Raw genomic sequence first — 20,124 nt, 5'->3', positions numbered from 1 at the left:
CGACGCAACGGCGACGGGCGTGATCTGACGCTCAATCGGTGACCTCGTAGGTCGACGAGGCCTGCTCGTAGAGCCGGTCCACCTCGTCACGCTCGCCCTCGGGCCCACGGATCTGCACGACGTGATACTTCCCGCCGACGATCATCGCCAGATTGCGTACGAAGATCTCGCCGCCGCCCGGACCCTGCCAGGTGAACTGCCCCTCGCCCATGACCCGTCCGCCCACGTCGATCCTGCGCATGCCCGAGGACTCCGCCCAGGTCGAGTCGCGGAACGGCTGCAGTTCGCGCTCGTGCTCGCGCTGGTACTTCATGGGGTCGCTGCCGTACTCGTCCGTGCCGTCCCGCCCCGGAACGACGATGAGCTCGAAGTCGCCCCGCGTGTACACGACTTGACCCCGGCCGTTCTTGGGCTGCCGGTCCCAGCCGCTCGCGACGGCGATCCGGAAGCCCTCGGCGTCCTTGCGGAGGGTGAAACCCTGGGGGACCTCGGGCCCGCTGGTCTGCGGCTTCTGCGAGCTCGGGCTTTTCTCGGGCTTGTCACTGGGCTCGCCGGACTTGCCGTCCTTGCCGTCCTTGCCGTCCTTGCCGTCATCCTCGCTGGGGCGGGCGCTGGAGCTGCTGCCGGTGTCGGGGGCCTGGCTGGTGCCGGGGTCGCCCGCGGAGCCGGCGCGCTCACCGCCGTCGTTCTCCCCCGCCTTGGGCATGAAAACCAGGGCGTACGCGACTGCCGCGGCGAGCCCGACCAGGATGAGCAGCAGCAGGAGCCGCCCCAGGGAACGCGGCCGGCCCGTACCGCTCCGCTTGGGCGCGGGGCGGTTGGGCGCGGGGCGCTCGGGTGCGGGGGCGGCGGCTGTCCGCTTGGGCGCGGGGCGCGCGGGGCGCGCGGGGGCCGCGGCGGTCGGCTGCCTGGCTTCCCGGCCCGCCCGGCCCTCCCGTCCCTCCCGGCCTCGCTTGTGTTTGTGCTTGTGGCGCCCGTTCTGCCGGGAGTTCGCCACCGGGGCGGCGGGTGCGGCCGCGCGCCTCTTCTTACGCCGTACGAGATCACCGCGGCGGCGTACGACGGGCAGGCGGCGGGCATCGAACGGCGGCGCCGGCACGACGTTCGCACCGGCCTCCGGCTCGGGCGCGGAACGGACCAACGACCGCAGCCAGCCGCTCAGTTCCTCGATGTCGAGCCGCTCGGTAGGGTCCTGACGCAGCAAGGACTCGACGACGGGCCGCAGCGGCCCGCACTCCTCCGCGTAGGCGGGCGGCTCGGCACAGACCAGCTGGACGAGCTCGAAGGTGCTCTCCTCCGGGTAGGGCGCGTGGCCCTGCACGGCCCGGAACAGCAAGGCGCCGAGCGCCCAGAGATCGGTGGCGGGCCCGATGGGCGGGGCGAGCTGCCAGTTCTCGTGCACGGGCCCGGCCTGCTCGGGCGCCCACCGCTCGGTCACGCCGCCGACCACGGTCATCCGTGCGTGGCGGGCCCGCTCCGCGGCAAGAGCGGTCGCGGGCCCACGCCGAGCCCCACTCCGCTCGGCGACGAGGGCGTCCCAGTAGCTGTGCCCGGATGAGGCGGAGGGGGGCGCGGAGGCGTCGTGGGCGGGGGCGGGGGCGTGACGGGGGGCGGGGGTGAGAGCGCCGGGGCCGGGGCCGGAGCCGTGGCCAGCGCCAGGGCCGCCCGCAGGGCCTCGCTCGCCGTGGGCGACGTCCGCGCCCTCGTCGACGGAGGCTTCAGCGGGCCCTCCCGCGGGCCCTCCCGCGGGCCCTTCCGCGGGCCCTCCCGCAGGTCCAGCGGGTCCACCCGCAGGTCCAGCAGGCCCAGCCGGAGAACTCGCGTAAGGGACTCCGACGCCCCCAACAGCCCTGCCCTCACCGGGACTCGAAGGGCCCGCGCCTCCGCCCCTCGGCACGGCCCCGTGCCACGGCTTCGTGCCCGCGACGCCGTATGGGTCGAGGATCCGCCCCGCGGCCTCGGCCTCTGCCCCGCTTCCCTTGGTCTCTGTTCCCCCGGCCCCCACCGGGTCACCGCTCTCGCCCGACCCCTGGCTCGCCCCGTACGTCCCGCCGGTCCTGGGCCCCGGCAACTCCGCGCCCCGCCGCCCTTCGGCCTCGCTCACACGCGCCGCGGCACGCGCCCCGGCGCGATACGCGGCTATGGCGCTGGAATGCGCGGCCCGCACGTCACCGCCGGGCTCCGGAGTCGGAGCCGGGGCGGCCTCGATGGCGACAGGCTCACTTGAACCGCCAGGCTGCGAAACGTCCGCCTCGGCCCCACCACCAGCATCCGCACCGGAGTCGCCCCCGCCCTCGAACCCCCCGAGGAACTCCTCGGGCCGAGGGTCGTACCCGCACAGCGCCTCTTCCGCCGCGCCCGCCGCGAGGCCCGTGAGGACCACCCGGCCGTCGTCGCAGACCAGGACCGTACGAGCGGTGATGTTCCGGTGCACCCAGCCGTGCGCGTGCAGCACCCGCAGCGCCGTCACCACGTCGGACGCGACCTCCGCCGCGCGGTACGGACTCAGCGGCCGGTCGGCGAGCAGCGCGGCCAGCGGCCTCGCCGCCACCAACTCGCTCACTACCCACAGCGAACCGCCCTCGGCGAACACGTCGAAAACCTGGTCGAGCCGCGGATGGTCGGGAATCTGCGCGGCGGCCTGCGCCGCCTCTATCGCGCGGCGCACCGCCGGATCCGACGGCCGCCGGGTGGTACGCGCCGAGGGACGCCGCACCGCCCCGGCGCTCACGAACCCTGCCGGAAGCTCCCCCTCCGGCAGGTCGCGCTCATCGAGTTCGAGCACCTCCGCGTCGACGACCTCGGGCAACGGCACCTGCCTGACCAGGACTTCCTGCCCGCTGTAGGTGTCAAAGGCCCGCGTCTCCGCGAGTTCGTACTCATCCGCGGGAGGCAGCGGCAGGCGATAGCGGTCGGCGAGTACCCGCCCCGCGTATTCGTCCACGACGCCTCCCCCGTCCGCACGGTGGTCAATTCCGTTCGTCTTACGCCCTGTTGCGGCTGCGTACGGTCCGCAAGCACTCACGATACGTGCCGGAGGCAAACCACATTGAGGGGATACGAGATCTCACCGGATAGACCGGATGCACCCGATCACTACTTCTTCGGCTCGAACGTCTTCGTGAAGGTCCGCCAAGCGTCCTTGCGCTCGTCCCCGTCCCACTTGTCCGCCTTGGCCGTGTACATCAGTCCGTAGCCCAGGTTGCCGTTGACGACGAACCCGCGGTCTATCGACCGGTACTTGGTGCCGCCGTCGACGTACGTGAACTCCCAGTCGGCCGTGTTCCAGCCGCGGAAGTCGACCTTCTCTATCCGGATCCGCTTGTACTGCGACCGGACCATGTACCTCTCCTGGCCCTTCCAGTCGCCCACCGGGTCGGACTTGGGGGTGGGAGTCCAGCCGATCAGCAGTTTCTGCCCGTCCGGCCCGGAGAAACGCGCGCCCGCGGCGCTCGTGGACTGGTACTTCCAGCCCTTGGGCAGACCCACGGAGAAGCCCTGGGAGTGCTTGTACGTCGACTCCGCGCCGTCTCCCGGCTTCTTGCCGGAGTCGTCGCCCTCGCCGTCGCCGCTCTCGCCCGGCTCGCCCTCGCCCGAACCGGGGCTCGCTCCCGCGCTCGCGTCGGTCTCGTCCTTGCCCTTGCCCTCGTCCTGGTCGGCACCGCCGTCCTGCCCGGCGCCCTTCTCGTTCTCGTTCTCCTTTTCGCCACTGCCCGCGGTCGCGCCACTGGACGCGGCCTTGTCGCCGCCGTTCTTGCTGTCCCCAGCGCCGCTCTCGTTCCCGCTCAGCGCGAACGCGAGCACGGTCCCGAGCACCGCGAGGGCGAGGGCCAGCGAGAAGATCACGAGCGTGCGCCGCGGCACCACGTCGGTGAGCGAGGCCTTGGGCTGCGCCGCACGCGGCGGCGTCGCGGGAGCCGCAGGAGTCTTCGACCCCCCGGAAGCCTGACCAGAACGGGAGGCGGGGACGGCGGCAGAGGCAGCAGCCGCGCGAGAGTTGGACCCGGAACCAGAAGAACCTGATCCGGAGCCGGCACCAGAGCCGGCACCGGAGCGAGCAGCGGAGCCGGAGCCAGCAGCGGTCTCAGAACCAGCCCCGGCCTCGGACGCCGCAGCAGAGCCGGAAGCAGCCGCCCCCGTCGCCGCGCCCCGCGCGGTGGCCGCAGCCGCGGCCTTCCGCACCGAACGCAGCGCACCCTTGAGCCGCTCGCCAGCCTCCTCGCCCTTACGGCCGGAATCCATGGAGGACTCGGCGGCCCCAGCAGACCCAACAGCCCCGGAGGCTCCAGAGCCCTCAGCCCCATCCGCCGAACCAGCAGCCCCAGCCGTCGCACCGGCCCGCCCGGAGCTTCCCTTGCCCTTGCCGGTGCCCTTGCCGAACCGCTTCCCCGCACCGGACGTCGGCGGCACCGGAGGCAACGGCACGACCTTCGTCGCGTCCACCGGCTCCGGCTCTTCCTTGACCTCCGGCGCGTGAATCACGTCGAGCAGGAGCGCCCGCGCCCCCGCGTCGTCGAGCCGCTGCTCGGGGTCCTTGGCGAGCAGGCCGTAGATGACCTTCTCCAACGGTCCCGCGTTCGTCGGCTGTTCGACGTCCTCGGTCATCACCGCGGTCAGGGTGGCGATCGCCGACCCCTTGTCGTACGGAGGAACGCCTTCCACGGCCGCGTACAGCAGGCCGCCAAGCGACCACAGGTCGGCCGCGGGGCCCGGCTTGTGGCCGCGCGCCCGCTCGGGCGAAATGTACGAAGGAGCGCCGACGAGCATGCCGGTGGACGTGATCGACGGGTCGCCCTCGACCTGCGCGATGCCGAAGTCCGTGAGAACGACCCGCCCGTCCTCGGCGATCAGCACGTTCGACGGCTTCACGTCACGGTGCAGGATTCCCTCGCGGTGCGCGGACCGCAGGACGTCGAGCACCGCGAGCCCGACCTCGGCCGCTCGCCTCGGCGTGAGCAGCCCGTCCTCGCGAATGGCCTCGGCGAGGGACTTGCCCTCGACCAGCTCCATCACGATCCACGGCCGGTCGTCCTCGTCGACCACGTCGTACACGGTCACCGCGCTGGTGTTGCGGATCCGCGCGATCGCCTTGGCCTCACGCAGCGTTCGCGTGATGAGCCGCCGCTTCTCTTCCTCGTCGATGCTCGAGGGAAAGCGCAGTTCCTTCACCGCGACCGTACGGCCGAGTGTCTCGTCCTTGGCGCGCCAGACGGTTCCCATTCCGCCGCGGCCGAGCACTTCGCCCAGCCGGTAGCGCCCGGAGAGGAGACGTTCGCTCTGGTCCTGACGGGACTGACCCGTCTTCTCCGCGTCCGACATGCGTCCCCTCTGCTGCTACCGCTGCTACCTGCGCAACCCGCCCTGACAGAGCCTCCATTGTCCCTCACTCGGGGACCGGTCCACGCCCAGGGTCCAACGTCCCTCATGATGGGCTCCGCATAAGGAGGGACCGCCATGCCCATTTCACGGACACTGCTGGCCCTACCCCTTGTGGTGGCCCTCATCGGGCTGACTTCCGCCAGTGCGCCGCCGGCCGCCGAACCGGCCACGGACGCCACTCTTCCGTTGCTCGTGACCCGAGGCAAGGCCCCCGCCGCGGCTCTGTTGACCCGCGAAGCCCCATGGTCGACGACCGAGACGGCAGCCCCGGACCTTCAACCGGACCGGCAGCCGGCCCAACAGCCACACTGGCACTTCGCCCACGTCAACAAGGCCTCAGCCGACGCGCCCGCCCCGGGAACGAACAAGAACCCAGCACCCGAAGCCGGTTACGACACCGGCGGCAGCACCGACGCCGGCAACGGGAGCGGCAGCAGCAGCGCGAACAGCGCCGCCACCCGCATCCGCCGCACCGACCACTTCCGCGCAGGCAGCATCACCAAGACGTTCATCGCGACGGTCGTCCTCCAACTCGCCGCCGAACACCGTCTGTCCCTGTCCGCCCCCGTGGAACGCCACCTGCCCGGTCTCATCCGCGGCAAGCGTCTCGACGGCCGGACTCTCACCCTGCGCGCCCTGCTCACCCACACCAGCGGTCTCGCCGACTACACCACAGGCGCCAAAGGCCTCGTCCCCCTCACTCCGGTGGAGGCGGTCCGCACCGCCCTCGCCCTTCCCGCGACCCCACCCGGCCGCTGGTCGTACTCCAACACCAACTACGTCGTCCTCGGCATGGTGATCGAGCAGGTCACCGGCCGCTCGTACGCCGCCGAGACCGCGCGCCGCATCATCACCCCCCTTCGCCTGTCCGGCACTTCCTTCCCCGGCACCCGCACCACGCTCCCGCCCCCGCACGGCCGCGCGTACACGAGCGAGGGCCGGGACGTCACCGCCCTCAACCCGGGCATCGCGGGCGCGGCCGGGGAACTGATCTCCACGCTGGCCGACCTGGACCGCTTCTACGCCGCCCTCCTCGCAGGCCGACTGCTTCCCGCGTCCCAGCTACGCCAGATGCTCAACACCCGCGCCGCGCAGGGCCACTACGGCATGGGGCTCTACCCGCAGAAGCTGCCCTGCGGCACCACCGCCTGGGGCCACAACGGCCGCATCCCCGGAAGCTACGTCCGCACGGCCGCCACCCGCGACGGCGGCCGCGTCCTCACTTTCCGGGTCAACACGGACGGACTCGCGGACCCGGCCCTCGAACGGGCCCTCCTGACGGCGCAGTTCTGCCCTCGCTAGAGCTGCCCTCGCTAGATCCGCCCTCGTCAGAGCGGCACGATGTCCGGCGCCCCCAGCCTCGCCGCGTCCGCCGTCAGGTCGTCGGGCTGCCGCTGCGACTCCCGCTCCGCCTCCACCCGCTTCTCGTAATGCTGGACCTCCCTCTCCACCTGGTCCTTGTCCCAGCCGAGGACCGGCGCCATCAGCTCCGCGCAAAGGCGGGCGCTGCGCGTGCCCCGGTCGAACGTCTCGATCGAGATCCGTGTGCGCCGGGTCAGCACGTCGTCCAGGTGCCGTGCCCCTTCGTGCGACGCGGCATAGACGATCTCGGCGCGCAGATAGTCGTCAGCGGCGGGCAGCGGCTCCCCCAGGGTGGGGTCGGCGGTGACGAGTGCGAGGACCTCTTCCGCCAGCGAGCCGTACCGGTTCAACAAATGTTCCACGCGCACCACATGAAGTCCGGTGCGGGCGGCGATTCCGGCGCGCGCGTTCCACAGCGCCTTGTACCCCTCGGCGCCGACCAGCGGAATGTCCTCGGTGACACAGTCGGCGACCCGCTGGTCGAGGCCGTGCACCGCCTCGTCCACGGCGTCCTTCGCCATGACTCGGTACGTCGTGTACTTGCCGCCGGCGATGACCACGAGGCCGGGCGCCGGATGCGCCACCGTGTGCTCGCGGGACAGCTTGCTCGTGGCGTCCGACTCACCGGCGAGCAACGGCCTCAGCCCCGCGTACACCCCTTGGACGTCGTCCCGTGAGAGGGGCACACCGAGCACCGAGTTCACGTGCTCGAGGAGATAGTCGATGTCGGCGCTGGAGGCCGCCGGGTGCGCCTTGTCCAGGTCCCAGTCGGTGTCGGTCGTCCCCACGATCCAGTGCCGTCCCCACGGAATGACGAAGAGGACGCTCTTCTCCGTCCGCAGGATCAGCCCGGTCGTCGAGTTGATCCGGTCCTTGGGCACGACCAGATGGATGCCCTTGGACGCCCTGACGTGGAACTGTCCCCGATCCCCGACCATCGCCTGGGTGTCGTCCGTCCACACGCCGGTGGCGTTCACCACCTGTTTGGCCCTGACCTCGTACTCCCCGCCGCCCTCCACGTCCTGCACCTTGGCGCCGACGACGCGTTCGCCCTCGCGCAGGAAGCCCGTCACACGGGCGCGGTTGGCGACCTTGGCACCGTACGCCGACGCGGTGCGCACCAGGGTCGCGACATAGCGGGCGTCGTCCATCTGGGCGTCGTAGTACTGCATCGCCCCGACCAGTGCGTCCTTCTTCAGGCACGGGGCGACACGCAGGGCGTGACGGCGGGTCAGGTGGCGGTGCATGGGAAGGCCGCGGCCGTGTCCGCGTGACATCGACATGGCGTCGTACAACGCGACGCCCGACCCGGCGTAGATCCGCTCCCAGCCCTTGTGCTGCAAGGGGTACAGGAACGGCACCGGCTTCACGAGGTGCGGGGCGAGCCGCTCCAGGAGCAGGCCGCGCTCCTTCAGCGCCTCCCGCACCAGCGCGAAGTCGAGCATCTCCAGATAGCGCAGTCCGCCGTGGATCAGCTTGCTCGACCGGCTCGACGTGCCCGAGGCCCAGTCCCGCGCCTCGACCAGACCGGTGGAAAGGCCGCGGGTCACGGCGTCGAGTGCGGTGCCCGCACCGACCACTCCCGCGCCCACGACCAGGACATCCAGCTCCCGCTCGGCCATTCCCGCAAGTGACTCGGCACGCTCCGCCGGTCCCAAGGTCGCTGTCCTCACCGCTGCCTCCCGTTAGCTGTCGGGTGTGGTCGCGCTCACATCATGCCCAGATTCTGGTCAGGTCCGCTGAGTTCGACCGCCGCCTGTGGACAACCTGCGGCCGACCCGCGGCCGATCCGCGGCCAACACTCCGACGCCCGGTGCAGCGCAATGCCGCATAACGGTCATATTTACTCCTAGTCTGACATTGCGCTGGTCCACCTTGTCCACAGGACTTGCGTGCTCGTTCCGCTCCGGCTATTGGGAGGACGGCCCACCGCCATGCCCGCAGATCTCGCCGTCATCGGTCTCGGCCACCTCGGCCTGCCCCTCGCCCAGGCCGCCGTCTCCGGCGGCATCGCCACCATCGGCTACGACCCGGTCCGCGCCGTCGACCTGGCAAGCGGACGCCTGCCCTGCGACGGCGCCGAGGGAACCCTCACCGCCGCCGATGTCCGCCGGATGCTCTCGGGGGGTTTCCGGCCCACGACCGACCCGGCCCAGCTCGGCCGGGTGCGCACCGCGGTCATCTGCGCTCCCACCCCTCCGGCGGCCGACCGCAGCCTCGACCTGAGCCAGGTGGCCGACGCCGCCCGCGCCCTGGCCGCGCGCCTGCGCCCGCACACCACGGTCATCCTCGAATCACCCGCCTACCCGGGAACCACGGAGGAATTCCTGCGCCCCATCCTCGAAGAGGGCTCGGGCCTGCGCGCGGGCCGCGACTTCCACCTCGCGCACTCGCCCGGCCGCCTCGACCCGGGCAACCGCACCCACGGCTACGCCGGCACCCCCAAGGTCATCGGCGGCCTCACCCCGGCCTGCACCGAATCGGCCGCCGCCTTCTACGGCCGCCTCACCGACAAGGTCGTACGCGCGCGTGGCCCGCGTGAGGCCGAGACCGTGCATCTCCTGGAGACCAACTACCGGCACGTGAACATGGCCCTGGTCAATGAGATGGCCGTGCTCTGCCACGACCTGAGCATCGACCTGTGGGACGTCATCCGCTGCGCGGAGACCAAGCCCTTCGGCTTCCAGGCCTTCCGCCCCGGGCCCGGCGTAGGCGGCCACGGCGTCCCCCTGGACATCCCGGGCCCCGGCCGCGGCGCCCGCCCCCTGCGCATGGTCGAACTGGCCCAGCAGGTCAACGACCGCATGCCCCGGTACGTGATCCAGCGCTCAGCGACCCTGCTCAACGAGCACGGCAAGTCGGCCCGCGGCGCCCGCGTCCTGCTCCTCGGCGTCACCTACAAGCCCGACCTCGCCGACCAGCAGGGCTCCCCCGCACAGGAGGTCGCGACCCGCCTGATGGAGATGGGCGCCGCCGTCAGCTACCACGACCCCTATGTGCCCAGCTGGAGCGTCCTCGGCCACCCCGTCCCCCGCGCGGACTCGCTCTACGAGGCGGCGGCCGACGCCGACCTCACGATCCTGCTCCAGCACCACCGCACGTACGACCTGCAAGGTCTCGCGGTGAAGGCCCAGCTGCTCCTCGACACCAGGGGCGCGACACCGGCGGGCGCGGCACACCGCCTCTGACGTGCACGCGCACGCGCACCCATCCAGGCACACGAAAGGGCCCCGGTACCCGGGCGCATACCGGGGCCCTCCGTAGAGCTGAGTTGGAGACCGTCAGCGGCTGTGCTGCGAGTCCGCGACCGTCACCTCGACGCGCTGGAACTCCTTGAGCTCGCTGTAGCCCGTCGTGGCCATCGCACGGCGCAGCGCCCCGAAGAAGTTCATCGAGCCGTCCGGGATGTGCGAGGGGCCGGTGAGGATCTCCTCCGTCGTGCCGACCACGCCGAGGTCGACGCGCTTGCCGCGCGGCACGTCCTCGTGGACGGCCTCCATGCCCCAGTGGTGGCCCTTGCCGGGCGCGTCCGTGGCGCGCGCGAGCGGGGAGCCGATCATCACCGAGTCGGCGCCGCAGGCGATGGCCTTGGGCAGGTCGCCGGACCAGCCGACGCCGCCGTCCGCGATGACGTGCACGTACCGGCCGCCGGACTCGTCCATGTAGTCACGACGGGCCGCCGCGACATCCGCCACGGCGGTGGCCATCGGCACCTGAATGCCGAGGACGTTGCGCGTGGTGTGCGCGGCGCCACCGCCGAAGCCGACGAGGACACCGGCGGCGCCGGTACGCATCAGGTGCAGCGCGGCGGTGTACGTGGCGCAGCCGCCGACGATCACGGGCACGTCGAGCTCGTAGATGAACTGCTTGAGGTTGAGCGGCTCGGCAGCGCCGGAGACGTGCTCGGCCGAGACGGTGGTCCCGCGGATGACGAAGATGTCGACACCGGCGTCCACGACGGCCTTGGAGAACTCGGCGGTGCGCTGCGGGGAGAGCGCGGCGGCGGTGACCACGCCCGAGTCGCGCACCTCCTTGATGCGCTGCCCGATCAGGTCGGCCTGGATCGGAGCGGCGTAGATCTCCTGGAGGCGGCGGGTGGCGTTGTCGGTGTCCAGCTCCGCGATCTCGTCGAGCAGCGGCTGCGGGTCCTCGTACCGCGTCCACAGGCCCTCGAGGTTCAGTACGCCGAGTCCACCGAGCTCACCGATGCGGATCGCGGTCTGCGGCGAGACGACCGAGTCCATCGGCGCCGCCAGGAAGGGCAGCTCGAAGCGGTAGGCGTCGATCTGCCAGGCGATCGAGACCTCCTTCGGGTCGCGGGTACGACGGCTCGGCACGACGGCGATGTCGTCGAAGGCGTACGCCCGGCGGCCGCGCTTGCCGCGCCCGATCTCGATCTCAGTCACGTGGGTGGCCCTTCAGCTTTCTTCGGTACTTCGCACTTCTTCGGCACTTCGGCACTCGGTCTGCCGCTCCAGTATCCCCGACGCGCGCGAAGGGGGCGGCCCCGGGAATCGGGACCGCCCCCACGCGCGCGTGCGCGGCGAAAACGGGTCAGCGCTTGTTCGCGTAGTTCGGCGCCTCGACCGTCATCTGGATGTCGTGCGGGTGGCTCTCCTTGAGACCTGCCGACGTGATGCGCACGAAGCGGCCCTTGGTCTCCATCTCGTCGATGGACGCGGCGCCCACATAGCCCATCGTCTGGCGAAGGCCGCCGACGAGCTGGTGCAGCACGTTGGCCAGCGGGCCGCGGTACGGCACCTGGCCCTCGATGCCCTCGGGAACGAGCTTGTCGTCCGAGGCCACCTCGGCCTGGAAGTAGCGGTCCTTGGAGTACGAGCGGCCCTGCCCACGGGACTGCATCGCCCCGAGGGAACCCATGCCGCGGTACGACTTGAACTGCTTGCCGTTGATGAACATGAGCTCGCCGGGAGACTCCTCACAGCCGGCGAGCAGGCTGCCCAGCATCACCGTGTCGGCTCCCGCGGCGAGCGCCTTGCCGATGTCACCGGAGTACTGCAGACCGCCGTCGCCGATGACCGGGACGCCGGCCGCGCGGGCGGCGAGTGCCGCCTCGTAGATCGCGGTGACCTGCGGGACGCCGATACCGGCGACCACACGCGTGGTGCAGATGGAGCCGGGGCCCACACCGACCTTGACACCGTCGACACCGGCGTCGACCAGGGCCTGGGCGCCGTCACGCGTCGCGACATTGCCGCCGATGACGTCGACGCCGACGCTGGACTTGATCTTCGCCATCCAGCTCAGCGCGTTGCTGTTGTGCCCGTGCGAGGTGTCGACGATGAGGAAGTCCACACCCGCCCCGGCCAGCGCCTGCGCCCGCTCCAGCGCCTCGGGGCTGGCGCCGACCGCGGCACCCACGAGGAGGCGGCCCTCGGCGTCCTTGGCCGCGTTCGGGTACTGCTCGGCCTTCTTGAAGTCCTTGACGGTGATGAGGCCCTTGAGCACCCCGGCCCCGTCGACCAGTGGAAGCTTTTCGATCTTGTGACGGCGCAGCAGCTCCATGGCGTCCACGCCATTGATGCCGACCTGGCCCGTGACCAGCGGCATCGGCGTCATGACCTCGCGCACCTGACGGCTGCGGTCGTTCTCGAAGGCCATGTCGCGGTTGGTGACGATACCGAGCAGCTTGCCCGCCGGATCGGTCACCGGGACACCGCTGATGCGGAACTTCGCACACAGCGCGTCCGCCTCGGCCAGCGTCGCGTCCGGGTGCACCGTGATCGGGTCGGTGACCATGCCGGACTCGGAACGCTTCACGAGGTCGACCTGGTTGACCTGGTCCGCGATGGACAGGTTGCGGTGCAGCACGCCCACGCCGCCCTGCCGCGCCATGGCAATGGCCATGCGGGCCTCGGTGACCTTGTCCATGGCCGCCGAGAGCAGCGGGATGTTCACACGCACATTGCGGGAGATGCGGGACGAGGTGTCGACCGCGTTCGGCAGCACTTCCGACGCGCCGGGCAGCAGCAGCACGTCGTCGTAGGTCAGCCCGAGCGTCGCGAATTTATCGGGTACCCCCGTCGAAGAACCGCCGTTTGCAGTCATGACACCTTCCCCAAATGGCCTTGATCGGTGCGGATGTCCATGCTAACGGGAACGGAGGGTGTCTCATTCCACGATCAAGATCATCGATCAGGTTCGTACGTTCATACGTCATGAACGGGCACCGACGGCGCTCGCCGAGCGACCGCTGATCGTTACTGCTCGGCCAGTGCCCGCAGCCGACTGAGCGCGCGATGCTGCGCGACCCGCACAGCGCCAGGGGACATGCCGAGCATCTGCCCGGTCTCCTCGGCCGTGAGCCCGACCGCGATCCTCAGGAGCAGCAGCTCGCGCTGGTTCTCCGGGAGGTTGGCCATGAGCTTCTTGGCCCACTCGGCGTCACTGCTGAGCAGCGCGCGCTCCTCGGGCCCGAGGGAGTCGTCGGGCCGCTCCGGCATCTCGTCCGAGGGCACCGCCGTGGACCCGGGATGGCGCATCGCCGCGCGCTGCAGATCGGCGACCTTGTGCGCGGCGATCGCGAAGACGAACGCCTCGAAGGGGCGCCCGGTGTCCTTGTAGCGAGGCAGCGCGAGAAGCACCGCGACGCACACTTCCTGTGCCAGGTCCTCCACGAAGTGCCGTGCGTCGCCCGGCAGTCGGGAGAGTCTGGTGCGGCAGTACCGCAGCGCCAGGGGGTGCACATGAGCCAGCAGATCGTGCGTCGCCTGCTCGTCACCCTCGACCGCGCGAAGGACGAGGGCACCGATCACCGTCGTCCTGTCATCGCGCATCGGTCCATGGTGCCTTGGCGCCGATTGATCCGTGGCACCACGTCCGTAGTTGTGCACCGAAGCGTTATGAGCAGGTGCGCCGGAACTCATCTCGTGCGCCCTCCCCTCCCGCTCGACCGACCTGTCCCCGAGGAACTCCACATCTCAAGGATGCGGCATCGGCGGCGAAGCAACGGCAACCGCTCCCCCGAGAGGGAGCGACGGGCGTCCGTCACCCCGCCCACCACACGGCGGGCGGGGATCGCCGTGCCCGCACGGCGGCACACCTATCGGACCAGGCCCCAGCGGAAACCGAGCGCCACCGCGTGCGCGCGGTCCGAGGCGCCGAGCTTCTTGAAGAGCCGCCGGGCGTGGGTCTTGACCGTGTCCTCGGAGAGAAAAAGCTCACGTCCGATCTCGGCGTTCGACCGGCCGTGACTCATGCCCTCCAGCACCTGGATCTCACGCGCGGTGAGGGTGGGCGCCGCGCCCATCTCGGCCGAGCGCAGTCTGCGCGGAGCCAGTCGCCACGTCGGGTCGGCGAGCGCCTGCGTGACGGTCGCGCGCAGTTCGGCGCGCGAGGCGTCCTTGTGGAGATAGCCGCGGGCACCGGCGGCGACCGCGAGCGCGACCCCGTCCAGGTCCTCGGCCACGGTGAGCATGATGATGCGCGCACCGGGGTCGGCGGACAGCAGCCGCCTGACCGTCTCCACGCCGCCCAGACCGGGCATGCGTACGTCCATCAAAATCAGGTCCGAGCGGTCGGCGCCCCAGCGGCGGAGGACTTCCTCGCCGTTGGCCGCTGTCGTCACGCGCTCGACGCCGGGCACGGTCGCGACCGCGCGGCGGAGCGCCTCTCGGGCGAGCGGGGAGTCGTCGCAGACGAGGACGGATGTCATGACTGTCCTCCGCGGCTCTCACAGCTGCTGCGCGTCACCTTGAGCCTCCAGGCTGGTACTTATTCGTCACCTGTGCGGTTGACGCTCTCGGACATCTGCCCGAGCGCTTGTTCTTTCAACCGCCTCCGCACTCTCAACGACGGTCACCCGAAAGAGTTACGGGGCGGTGGGCCTCCTTCGGCACTCTACGTGAGGGCGCAGACACGGAGCAGGTAGCGCAAGAGACCCTCAACGTTTCATCACAACCAATGCCCCATTTAGCCCTCTTCCTTCCCTTTTGCTGGTGTCTGTGGCTAGATTTTCCAATGAGTCATATTTTCATCTCCTTAGACAGTAGATGTACGGTCGTGGGCACCGTATCCGCGCAGAACGGCTACCAGGAGACAAGCAATGGCAGATTTCTCCCGCCTTCCCGGACCGAACGCAGATCTCTGGGACTGGCAGCTCCTCGCGGCCTGCCGAGGGGTCGACAGCTCGCTCTTCTTTCACCCCGAGGGCGAGCGGGGCGCGGCACGCAGCGCGCGTGAGAACTCCGCCAAGGAGGTCTGCATGAGGTGCCCGGTACGCGCGGAGTGCGCCGCTCACGCCCTCGCGGTACGGGAGCCGTACGGCGTCTGGGGCGGGCTCACCGAGGACGAGCGCGAGGAGCTCATGGGCCGCGCGCGCAACCGCCTCGTCACGACGTCCGCACCCTCGGCGACGGCTACGGCCACGCACAGGGCATCCAGCGGCGGCATGATCACGCACACCTGAAGGAACGTTTCTTCGATAGGGCCCAGCACCCAGTGGCGCCCAGCAGCGCTCAGCGCTCCGCGGCGCGCTCGAGGTGGTCCAGCGTGGCCGCCACGGCGGGTACCTGCGCCAGATCCGGCAGGGTGAGCGCGACGATCTCACGCTGCACGGCAGGCTCCACCGTCACTGTGCGTGCACCCTTGGGGCGTACGGACTCGATGGCGAGCTCGGGCAGCACCGCGACCCCCAGGCCCGCGCCGACCAGGCCGATCACCGCCGGATAGTCGTCGGTCGCGAAATCGATGCGGGGCGCGAACCCCGCCCCCTCGCAGACCTCGACCAGCTGCCTGCGACAGCGCGGACAGCCCGCGATCCACGGCTCGTCGGCCAGCTCCCCGATGGCGACCGCGTCCGCCTTGGCGAGCCGATGCCCCTCGGGCACGAGACCGACGAGCCGGTCGGCGAGCAGGGGCCGCACGACCAGGTCGTCCCACTCCTCGGCGGCGGCAGCGCCTTCGTAGCGGAAAGCGAGCGCCACGTCGCAGTCGCCCTCGCGCAACATCTCGACCGAGCGCGGCGGTTCGGCCTCCTCGAGCGAGACCCGGGTGCCGGGGTGCGCCGCGCGCAGAGCGGCCAGGGCGCTCGGCACCAGCGTCGAGCTGCCGCTGGGGAAGGAGACGAGGCGGACCCGGCCCGCCCGCAGGCCCGCGATGGCGGCGACCTCCTCCTCGGCGGCCGTCAGCCCCGCCAGGATCCCCGCGGCGTGCCGGACCAGGGCCTCGCCCGCCTGCGTCAGGCGCATCTCCCGCCCCGTGCGGATCAGCAGTGTCGTGCCCGCGGAGGCCTCGAGTGCCTTCATCTGCTGGCTGACGGCGGGCTGGGTGCAGCCGAGCTCGCGCGCCGCGGCGGAGAAGGAGCCGGTGGCGGCGACCGCACGCAGGACACGGAGATGACGGGCCTCGATCATGGCTCAAGCATAAGTGACGCTTGGGTGGGCCGACCAATAATGCGTCGACGCTTTGAGCGAGTTCGCCTAGCCTTCCGTCATGAAGCTTCTTTCCGTGAATCTGGGCCGGTTCCGAGCCGTTGAGTACACCGACGCGCCCTCGGGCGGCACCGGCATCGACAAACGGCCCGCCGAAGGGGCCGTACGGGTGGCGGCGCCCGGCCCCAAGGGCGTCGGCGGGAGCGGCCTCGCGGGGGACGAGGTCTGCGACACGCGGCACCACGGCGGCGACCACCAGGCGGTGTACGCCTACGCGCGCGAGGACCTCGACGCGTGGGAACGGCTGCTCGGCCACCCGCTGCCCCACGGTTCCTTCGGCGAGAACCTCACGACGTCCGGGCTCGACGTGAGCGGCGCGAAGATCGGCGAGCGCTGGCGCGTCGGGGACGAACTGCTCCTTGAGGTGACGTCAAGCCGCATCCCTTGCCAGACGTTCCAAGGCCATCTCGGCGAGAAGCAGTGGGTCAAACGCTTCACTCAACAGGGCTCTCCCGGCGCTTACTTGCGGGTGATCGAGCCGGGTGAGATCCGCGCCGGGGACGCGATAGAGATCGCGCACCGCCCGGAGCACGACATCACCGTCGCCCTCCAGTTCAGGGCGGTGATGACGGAGAAGCACCTGCTGCCGAGTCTGCTCGCCGCCGGGGGCGCGCTGCATCCCGAGTTGATCGAGACGGCTCGTAAGTACGCGGACAAGTACGGTTCACGGACGCCGTGACCGGAGGTCTTCGGATCTCACTAGCCTTGGTCCATGACTACGGCTCTGATTACGGGATCGACCGCCGGTATCGGCGCGGCCTTCGCCCGGCGGCTCGCCGGTGACGGCCACAACCTGGTCCTTGTGGCACGCGACACCGAGCGGCTGCGGGAGCAGGCGACCGAACTGCACGACCGGCACGGCATCGAGGCGGAGGTGCTCACCGCGGACCTCGCGACCGACGACGGGATCGCCGCCGTCGAGAAGCGCCTCGCGGACCGCAGGAACGCGGTCGACCTCCTGGTGAACAACGCCGGTTTCGGCAACAAGGGCCAGTACCTGGAAGTGCCGATGGAGGACGAGCTGACGATGCTCAAGGTGCACTGCGAGGCGGTGCTCCGGCTGACGTCGGCGGCGACGGAGTCGATGCGGGAGCGGGGGCGCGGCGGTGTCGTCAACGTCGCCTCGGTGGCGGCGTTCGTGCCGCGCGGTACATACGGGGCTTCGAAGGCGTGGGTCGTGCAGTTCACGCAGGGGGCGGCGAAGGACCTGGCCGGTTCCGGGGTGCGGCTGATGGCCCTGTGCCCCGGCTTCGTACGGACGGAGTTCCATGAGCGCGCCGGGATGGGGACGTCGAACATCCCCAAGTGGATGTGGCTCGACGCGGACAAGCTGGTCGCGGCCGCGCTGTCCGACTTGGCGCGGGGCAAGCCCCTGTCCATCCCGGACCCGCGGTACAAGGCCCTGATGGGCGTGGTGAAGGTGACGCCGAGGGCGCTGCTGGGCGGGGTCACTTCTCGTACGGGACGGAAGTACGGCCCGCAGTAGAGGCCCCGGAGGAGCGCCCCGTAAGGGGCGCGGGGAACTGCGCGACAAGCCACGACGGGCTCGCACGCGAGAACGCACGGAGGCCCGGCACCCCGAAGTGGGGTGCCGGGCCTCCGTTTCAGCTACGCGGCAGCGTCAGGCGAGGTCAGTGCGAGTGACCGTGACCGTGGCCCGCGGCGTCGCCCTCGTCCTCGGCCGGCTTCTCGACGACCAGGGTCTCGGTCGTCAGGAGCAGCGACGCGATGGACGCGGCGTTCTCCAGCGCGGAGCGCGTCACCTTGACCGGGTCGATGACGCCGGCCTTGACCAGGTCGCCGTACTCGCCGGTCGCGGCGTTGAAGCCGAAGCCCTTGTCGAGCTCGGCGACCTTCGAGGTGATGACGTAGCCCTCGAGGCCGGCGTTCTCGGCGATCCAGCGCAGCGGCTCGACGGCGGCGCGGCGGACGACGGCGACACCGGTGGCCTCGTCGCCCTCCTTGCCGAGGGAGTCACCGAGCACCTTGGCGGCGTGCACCAGAGCGGAGCCACCACCGGAGACGATGCCCTCCTCGACCGCGGCGCGGGTCGCGGAGATGGCGTCCTCCAGACGGTGCTTCTTCTCCTTCAGCTCCACCTCGGTGGCGGCGCCGACCTTGATGACGCACACGCCGCCGGCCAGCTTCGCGAGGCGCTCCTGGAGCTTCTCGCGGTCCCAGTCGGAGTCCGTGGCCTCGATCTCGGCCTTGATCTGGTTGACGCGGCCCTGCACCTCGGAGGCGTCGCCGCCACCGTCGACGACCGTGGTGTCGTCCTTGGTGATGGTCACGCGGCGGGCGGTGCCGAGCACGTCGAGGCCGACCTGGTCGAGCTTGAGGCCGACCTCTTCGGCGATGACGGTGCCGCCGGTGAGGGTGGCGAGGTCACCGAGCATGGCCTTGCGGCGGTCGCCGAAGCCGGGGGCCTTCACCGCGACGGCGTTGAAGGTGCCGCGGATCTTGTTCACGACCAGGGTCGAAAGGGCCTCGCCCTCGACGTCCTCGGCGATGATCAGGAGCGGCTTCGAGGCGTTGGTCTGGATGACCTTCTCGAGCAGCGGCAGCAGGTCCTGGATGGACGAGATCTTGCCCTGGTGGATCAGGATGTACGGGTCGTCGAGGACGGCCTCCATACGCTCCTGGTCGGACACCATGTACGGGGACAGGTAGCCCTTGTCGAAGGCCATGCCCTCGGTGAAGTCCAGCTCCAGACCGAAGGTGTTGGACTCCTCGACGGTGATGACACCGTCCTTGCCGACCTTGTCCATCGCCTCGGCGATGAGCTCGCCGACCTGCGGGTCCTGGGCGGACAGACCGGCGACGGCCGCGATGTCGGCCTTGTCGTCGATCGGGCGCGCGGTGGCGAGGAGCTCCGCGGCGACGGCCGCGACGGCGGCGTCGATGCCCTTCTTCAGGGCGGCCGGGGAGGCGCCGGCGGCGACGTTGCGCAGGCCTTCCTTGACCAGGGCCTGGGCGAGCACGGTCGCGGTGGTGGTGCCGTCACCCGCGATGTCGTTGGTCTTGGTCGCCACCTCCTTGACGAGCTGGGCGCCGAGGTTCTCGTACGGGTCCTCGACCTCGACCTCACGGGCGATGGTGACGCCGTCGTTGGTGATGGTGGGAGCGCCGAACTTCTTGTCGATGACGACGTTGCGGCCGCGGGGGCCGATCGTCACCTTGACCGTGTCGGCAAGCTTGTTGACGCCGCGCTCGAGGGCGCGACGGGCGTCCTCGTCGAACTTCAGGATCTTCGCCATGGGAGCGGTTCAGCCCTCTCGAAAAATCGGGTTTAACGAACTTCGCCCCTCGCCGCCCGGCAATCAGCAGCGGGGTGACCAGGGGCGAAGCTCAAAAGCAATACTGGTGAAGCAGGTGAATTACTTCTCGACGATCGCGAGCACGTCGCGAGCCGAGAGGACGAGGTACTCGTCGCCGTTGTACTTCACCTCGGTGCCGCCGTACTTGCTGTACAGCACGACATCGCCGACCTTCACGTCGAGCGGCAGGCGCTCGCCGTTCTCGAAGCGGCCCGGGCCCACGGCGAGGACAGCACCCTCCTGGGGCTTCTCCTTCGCGGTGTCCGGAATGACCAGGCCAGAGGCCGTGGTCTGCTCGGCGTCGAGCGGCTGGACCACAATGCGGTCCTCGAGCGGCTTGATGGCAACCTTGGAGCTGGCGGTCGTCACGATCCGGTCTCCCCCTTCGGAGATCTACGGGGTTAACAGTCTGGGGTGGCGACCAGGTGGATCCGTCGTCGCGGGTGCCGGACCTGCCCGTCGCTGTTGGCACTCTCCAGTGGTGAGTGCCAGGGTTGACACTAGGACGACGATTAGCACTCGGTCAAGCGGACTGCTAATTCGCTGACGCGGGTCTTATCCGGGTGGTGACGCCGAGCGGCCCCCGCGCCCCTCGGGACAACGCGTCCCCGCGG

Annotated in this window: 15 protein-coding genes; 5 read left to right on the top strand and 10 right to left on the bottom strand. The window is 70.5% G+C overall.

Annotated features, from left to right (window positions below; genetic code table 11):
* Positions 1 to 31 precede the first annotated feature (31 nt).
* Together ABXJ52_RS22145 and ABXJ52_RS22140 are read right to left on the bottom strand one after the other, a co-directional pair.
* Positions 32 to 2,944: a protein kinase gene (locus ABXJ52_RS22145; protein WP_367044354.1), complete on the bottom strand. Its 2,913-nt coding sequence runs from the start codon at positions 2,942 to 2,944 to the stop codon at positions 32 to 34.
* Between the two features lie 152 nt (positions 2,945 to 3,096).
* A complete protein-coding gene (locus ABXJ52_RS22140) occupies positions 3,097 to 5,319 on the bottom strand; it encodes a protein kinase (RefSeq protein WP_367044352.1) in 2,223 nt (740 codons plus the stop codon).
* A 135-nt stretch (positions 5,320 to 5,454) separates the two neighbouring features.
* On the opposite strand from ABXJ52_RS22140, the gene ABXJ52_RS22135 reads away from it, so the two are divergent.
* On the top strand, positions 5,455 to 6,681 hold the full coding sequence (locus tag ABXJ52_RS22135) for a serine hydrolase domain-containing protein (RefSeq protein WP_367044351.1): 1,227 nt from the start codon (positions 5,455 to 5,457) through the stop codon (positions 6,679 to 6,681).
* Positions 6,682 to 6,707: 26 nt separating this feature from the next.
* Here ABXJ52_RS22135 and ABXJ52_RS22130 read toward each other — a convergent pair whose 3' ends face one another.
* Positions 6,708 to 8,414, bottom strand: coding sequence for a glycerol-3-phosphate dehydrogenase/oxidase (locus ABXJ52_RS22130; protein WP_367044350.1), 1,707 nt, complete (start codon positions 8,412 to 8,414; stop codon positions 6,708 to 6,710).
* A gap of 261 nt (positions 8,415 to 8,675) precedes the next feature.
* On the opposite strand from ABXJ52_RS22130, the gene ABXJ52_RS22125 reads away from it, so the two are divergent.
* The gene (locus ABXJ52_RS22125; RefSeq protein WP_367044349.1) at positions 8,676 to 9,929 is read left to right on the top strand and encodes a nucleotide sugar dehydrogenase; all 1,254 of its coding nucleotides are present in this window, start codon (positions 8,676 to 8,678) and stop codon (positions 9,927 to 9,929) included.
* 93 nt (positions 9,930 to 10,022) lie between these two features.
* Here the strand turns inward: ABXJ52_RS22125 and ABXJ52_RS22120 are convergent, their stop codons facing one another.
* From ABXJ52_RS22120 to ABXJ52_RS22105, 4 genes are all read right to left on the bottom strand, one after another.
* Positions 10,023 to 11,147 carry a GuaB3 family IMP dehydrogenase-related protein gene (locus tag ABXJ52_RS22120; protein WP_344528435.1) on the bottom strand — a complete coding sequence of 375 codons (1,125 nt, stop codon included), beginning with the start codon at positions 11,145 to 11,147 and terminating at the stop codon, positions 10,023 to 10,025.
* A gap of 148 nt (positions 11,148 to 11,295) precedes the next feature.
* Complete coding sequence (gene guaB, locus ABXJ52_RS22115) at positions 11,296 to 12,810, bottom strand: IMP dehydrogenase (protein WP_367044347.1); 1,515 nt, start codon at positions 12,808 to 12,810, stop codon at positions 11,296 to 11,298.
* A gap of 152 nt (positions 12,811 to 12,962) precedes the next feature.
* Complete coding sequence (locus tag ABXJ52_RS22110; RefSeq protein ID WP_160506701.1) at positions 12,963 to 13,538, bottom strand: sigma-70 family RNA polymerase sigma factor; 576 nt, start codon at positions 13,536 to 13,538, stop codon at positions 12,963 to 12,965.
* 266 nt (positions 13,539 to 13,804) lie between these two features.
* Positions 13,805 to 14,416 carry a response regulator transcription factor gene (locus ABXJ52_RS22105; protein WP_003948568.1) on the bottom strand — a complete coding sequence of 204 codons (612 nt, stop codon included), beginning with the start codon at positions 14,414 to 14,416 and terminating at the stop codon, positions 13,805 to 13,807.
* Between the two features lie 390 nt (positions 14,417 to 14,806).
* Between ABXJ52_RS22105 and ABXJ52_RS22100 the strand changes: the two genes are divergently transcribed.
* Positions 14,807 to 15,169 carry a WhiB family transcriptional regulator gene (locus tag ABXJ52_RS22100; RefSeq protein WP_367044344.1) on the top strand — a complete coding sequence of 121 codons (363 nt, stop codon included), beginning with the start codon at positions 14,807 to 14,809 and terminating at the stop codon, positions 15,167 to 15,169.
* A gap of 49 nt (positions 15,170 to 15,218) precedes the next feature.
* Here the strand turns inward: ABXJ52_RS22100 and ABXJ52_RS22095 are convergent, their stop codons facing one another.
* Positions 15,219 to 16,115 (bottom strand): LysR family transcriptional regulator, encoded by an 897-nt coding sequence (locus ABXJ52_RS22095; protein ID WP_367044343.1) that lies wholly within the window; start codon positions 16,113 to 16,115, stop codon positions 15,219 to 15,221.
* Between the two features lie 79 nt (positions 16,116 to 16,194).
* Between ABXJ52_RS22095 and ABXJ52_RS22090 the strand changes: the two genes are divergently transcribed.
* Together ABXJ52_RS22090 and ABXJ52_RS22085 are read left to right on the top strand one after the other, a co-directional pair.
* On the top strand, positions 16,195 to 16,872 hold the full coding sequence (locus ABXJ52_RS22090) for an MOSC domain-containing protein (RefSeq protein ID WP_367044342.1): 678 nt from the start codon (positions 16,195 to 16,197) through the stop codon (positions 16,870 to 16,872).
* Positions 16,873 to 16,905: 33 nt separating this feature from the next.
* Entirely contained in the window at positions 16,906 to 17,679 is a 774-nt protein-coding gene (locus ABXJ52_RS22085; RefSeq protein ID WP_367044341.1) for an SDR family oxidoreductase, read from the top strand.
* A 145-nt stretch (positions 17,680 to 17,824) separates the two neighbouring features.
* Here the strand turns inward: ABXJ52_RS22085 and groL are convergent, their stop codons facing one another.
* Positions 17,825 to 19,450: a chaperonin GroEL gene (gene groL, locus ABXJ52_RS22080; protein WP_367044340.1), complete on the bottom strand. Its 1,626-nt coding sequence runs from the start codon at positions 19,448 to 19,450 to the stop codon at positions 17,825 to 17,827.
* Between the two features lie 120 nt (positions 19,451 to 19,570).
* Positions 19,571 to 19,879, bottom strand: a complete 309-nt coding sequence (gene groES / locus ABXJ52_RS22075; RefSeq protein ID WP_006347174.1) for a co-chaperone GroES — start codon at positions 19,877 to 19,879, stop codon at positions 19,571 to 19,573.
* Between the last annotated feature and the right edge of the window lie 245 nt (positions 19,880 to 20,124).

The organism is Streptomyces sp. Je 1-332, assembly GCF_040730185.1.
Classification (GTDB): Bacteria; Actinomycetota; Actinomycetes; order Streptomycetales; family Streptomycetaceae; genus Streptomyces.
Note: the sequence above shows the minus strand (reverse complement) of the source record. Positions and strands in the feature narration are given on the sequence as shown.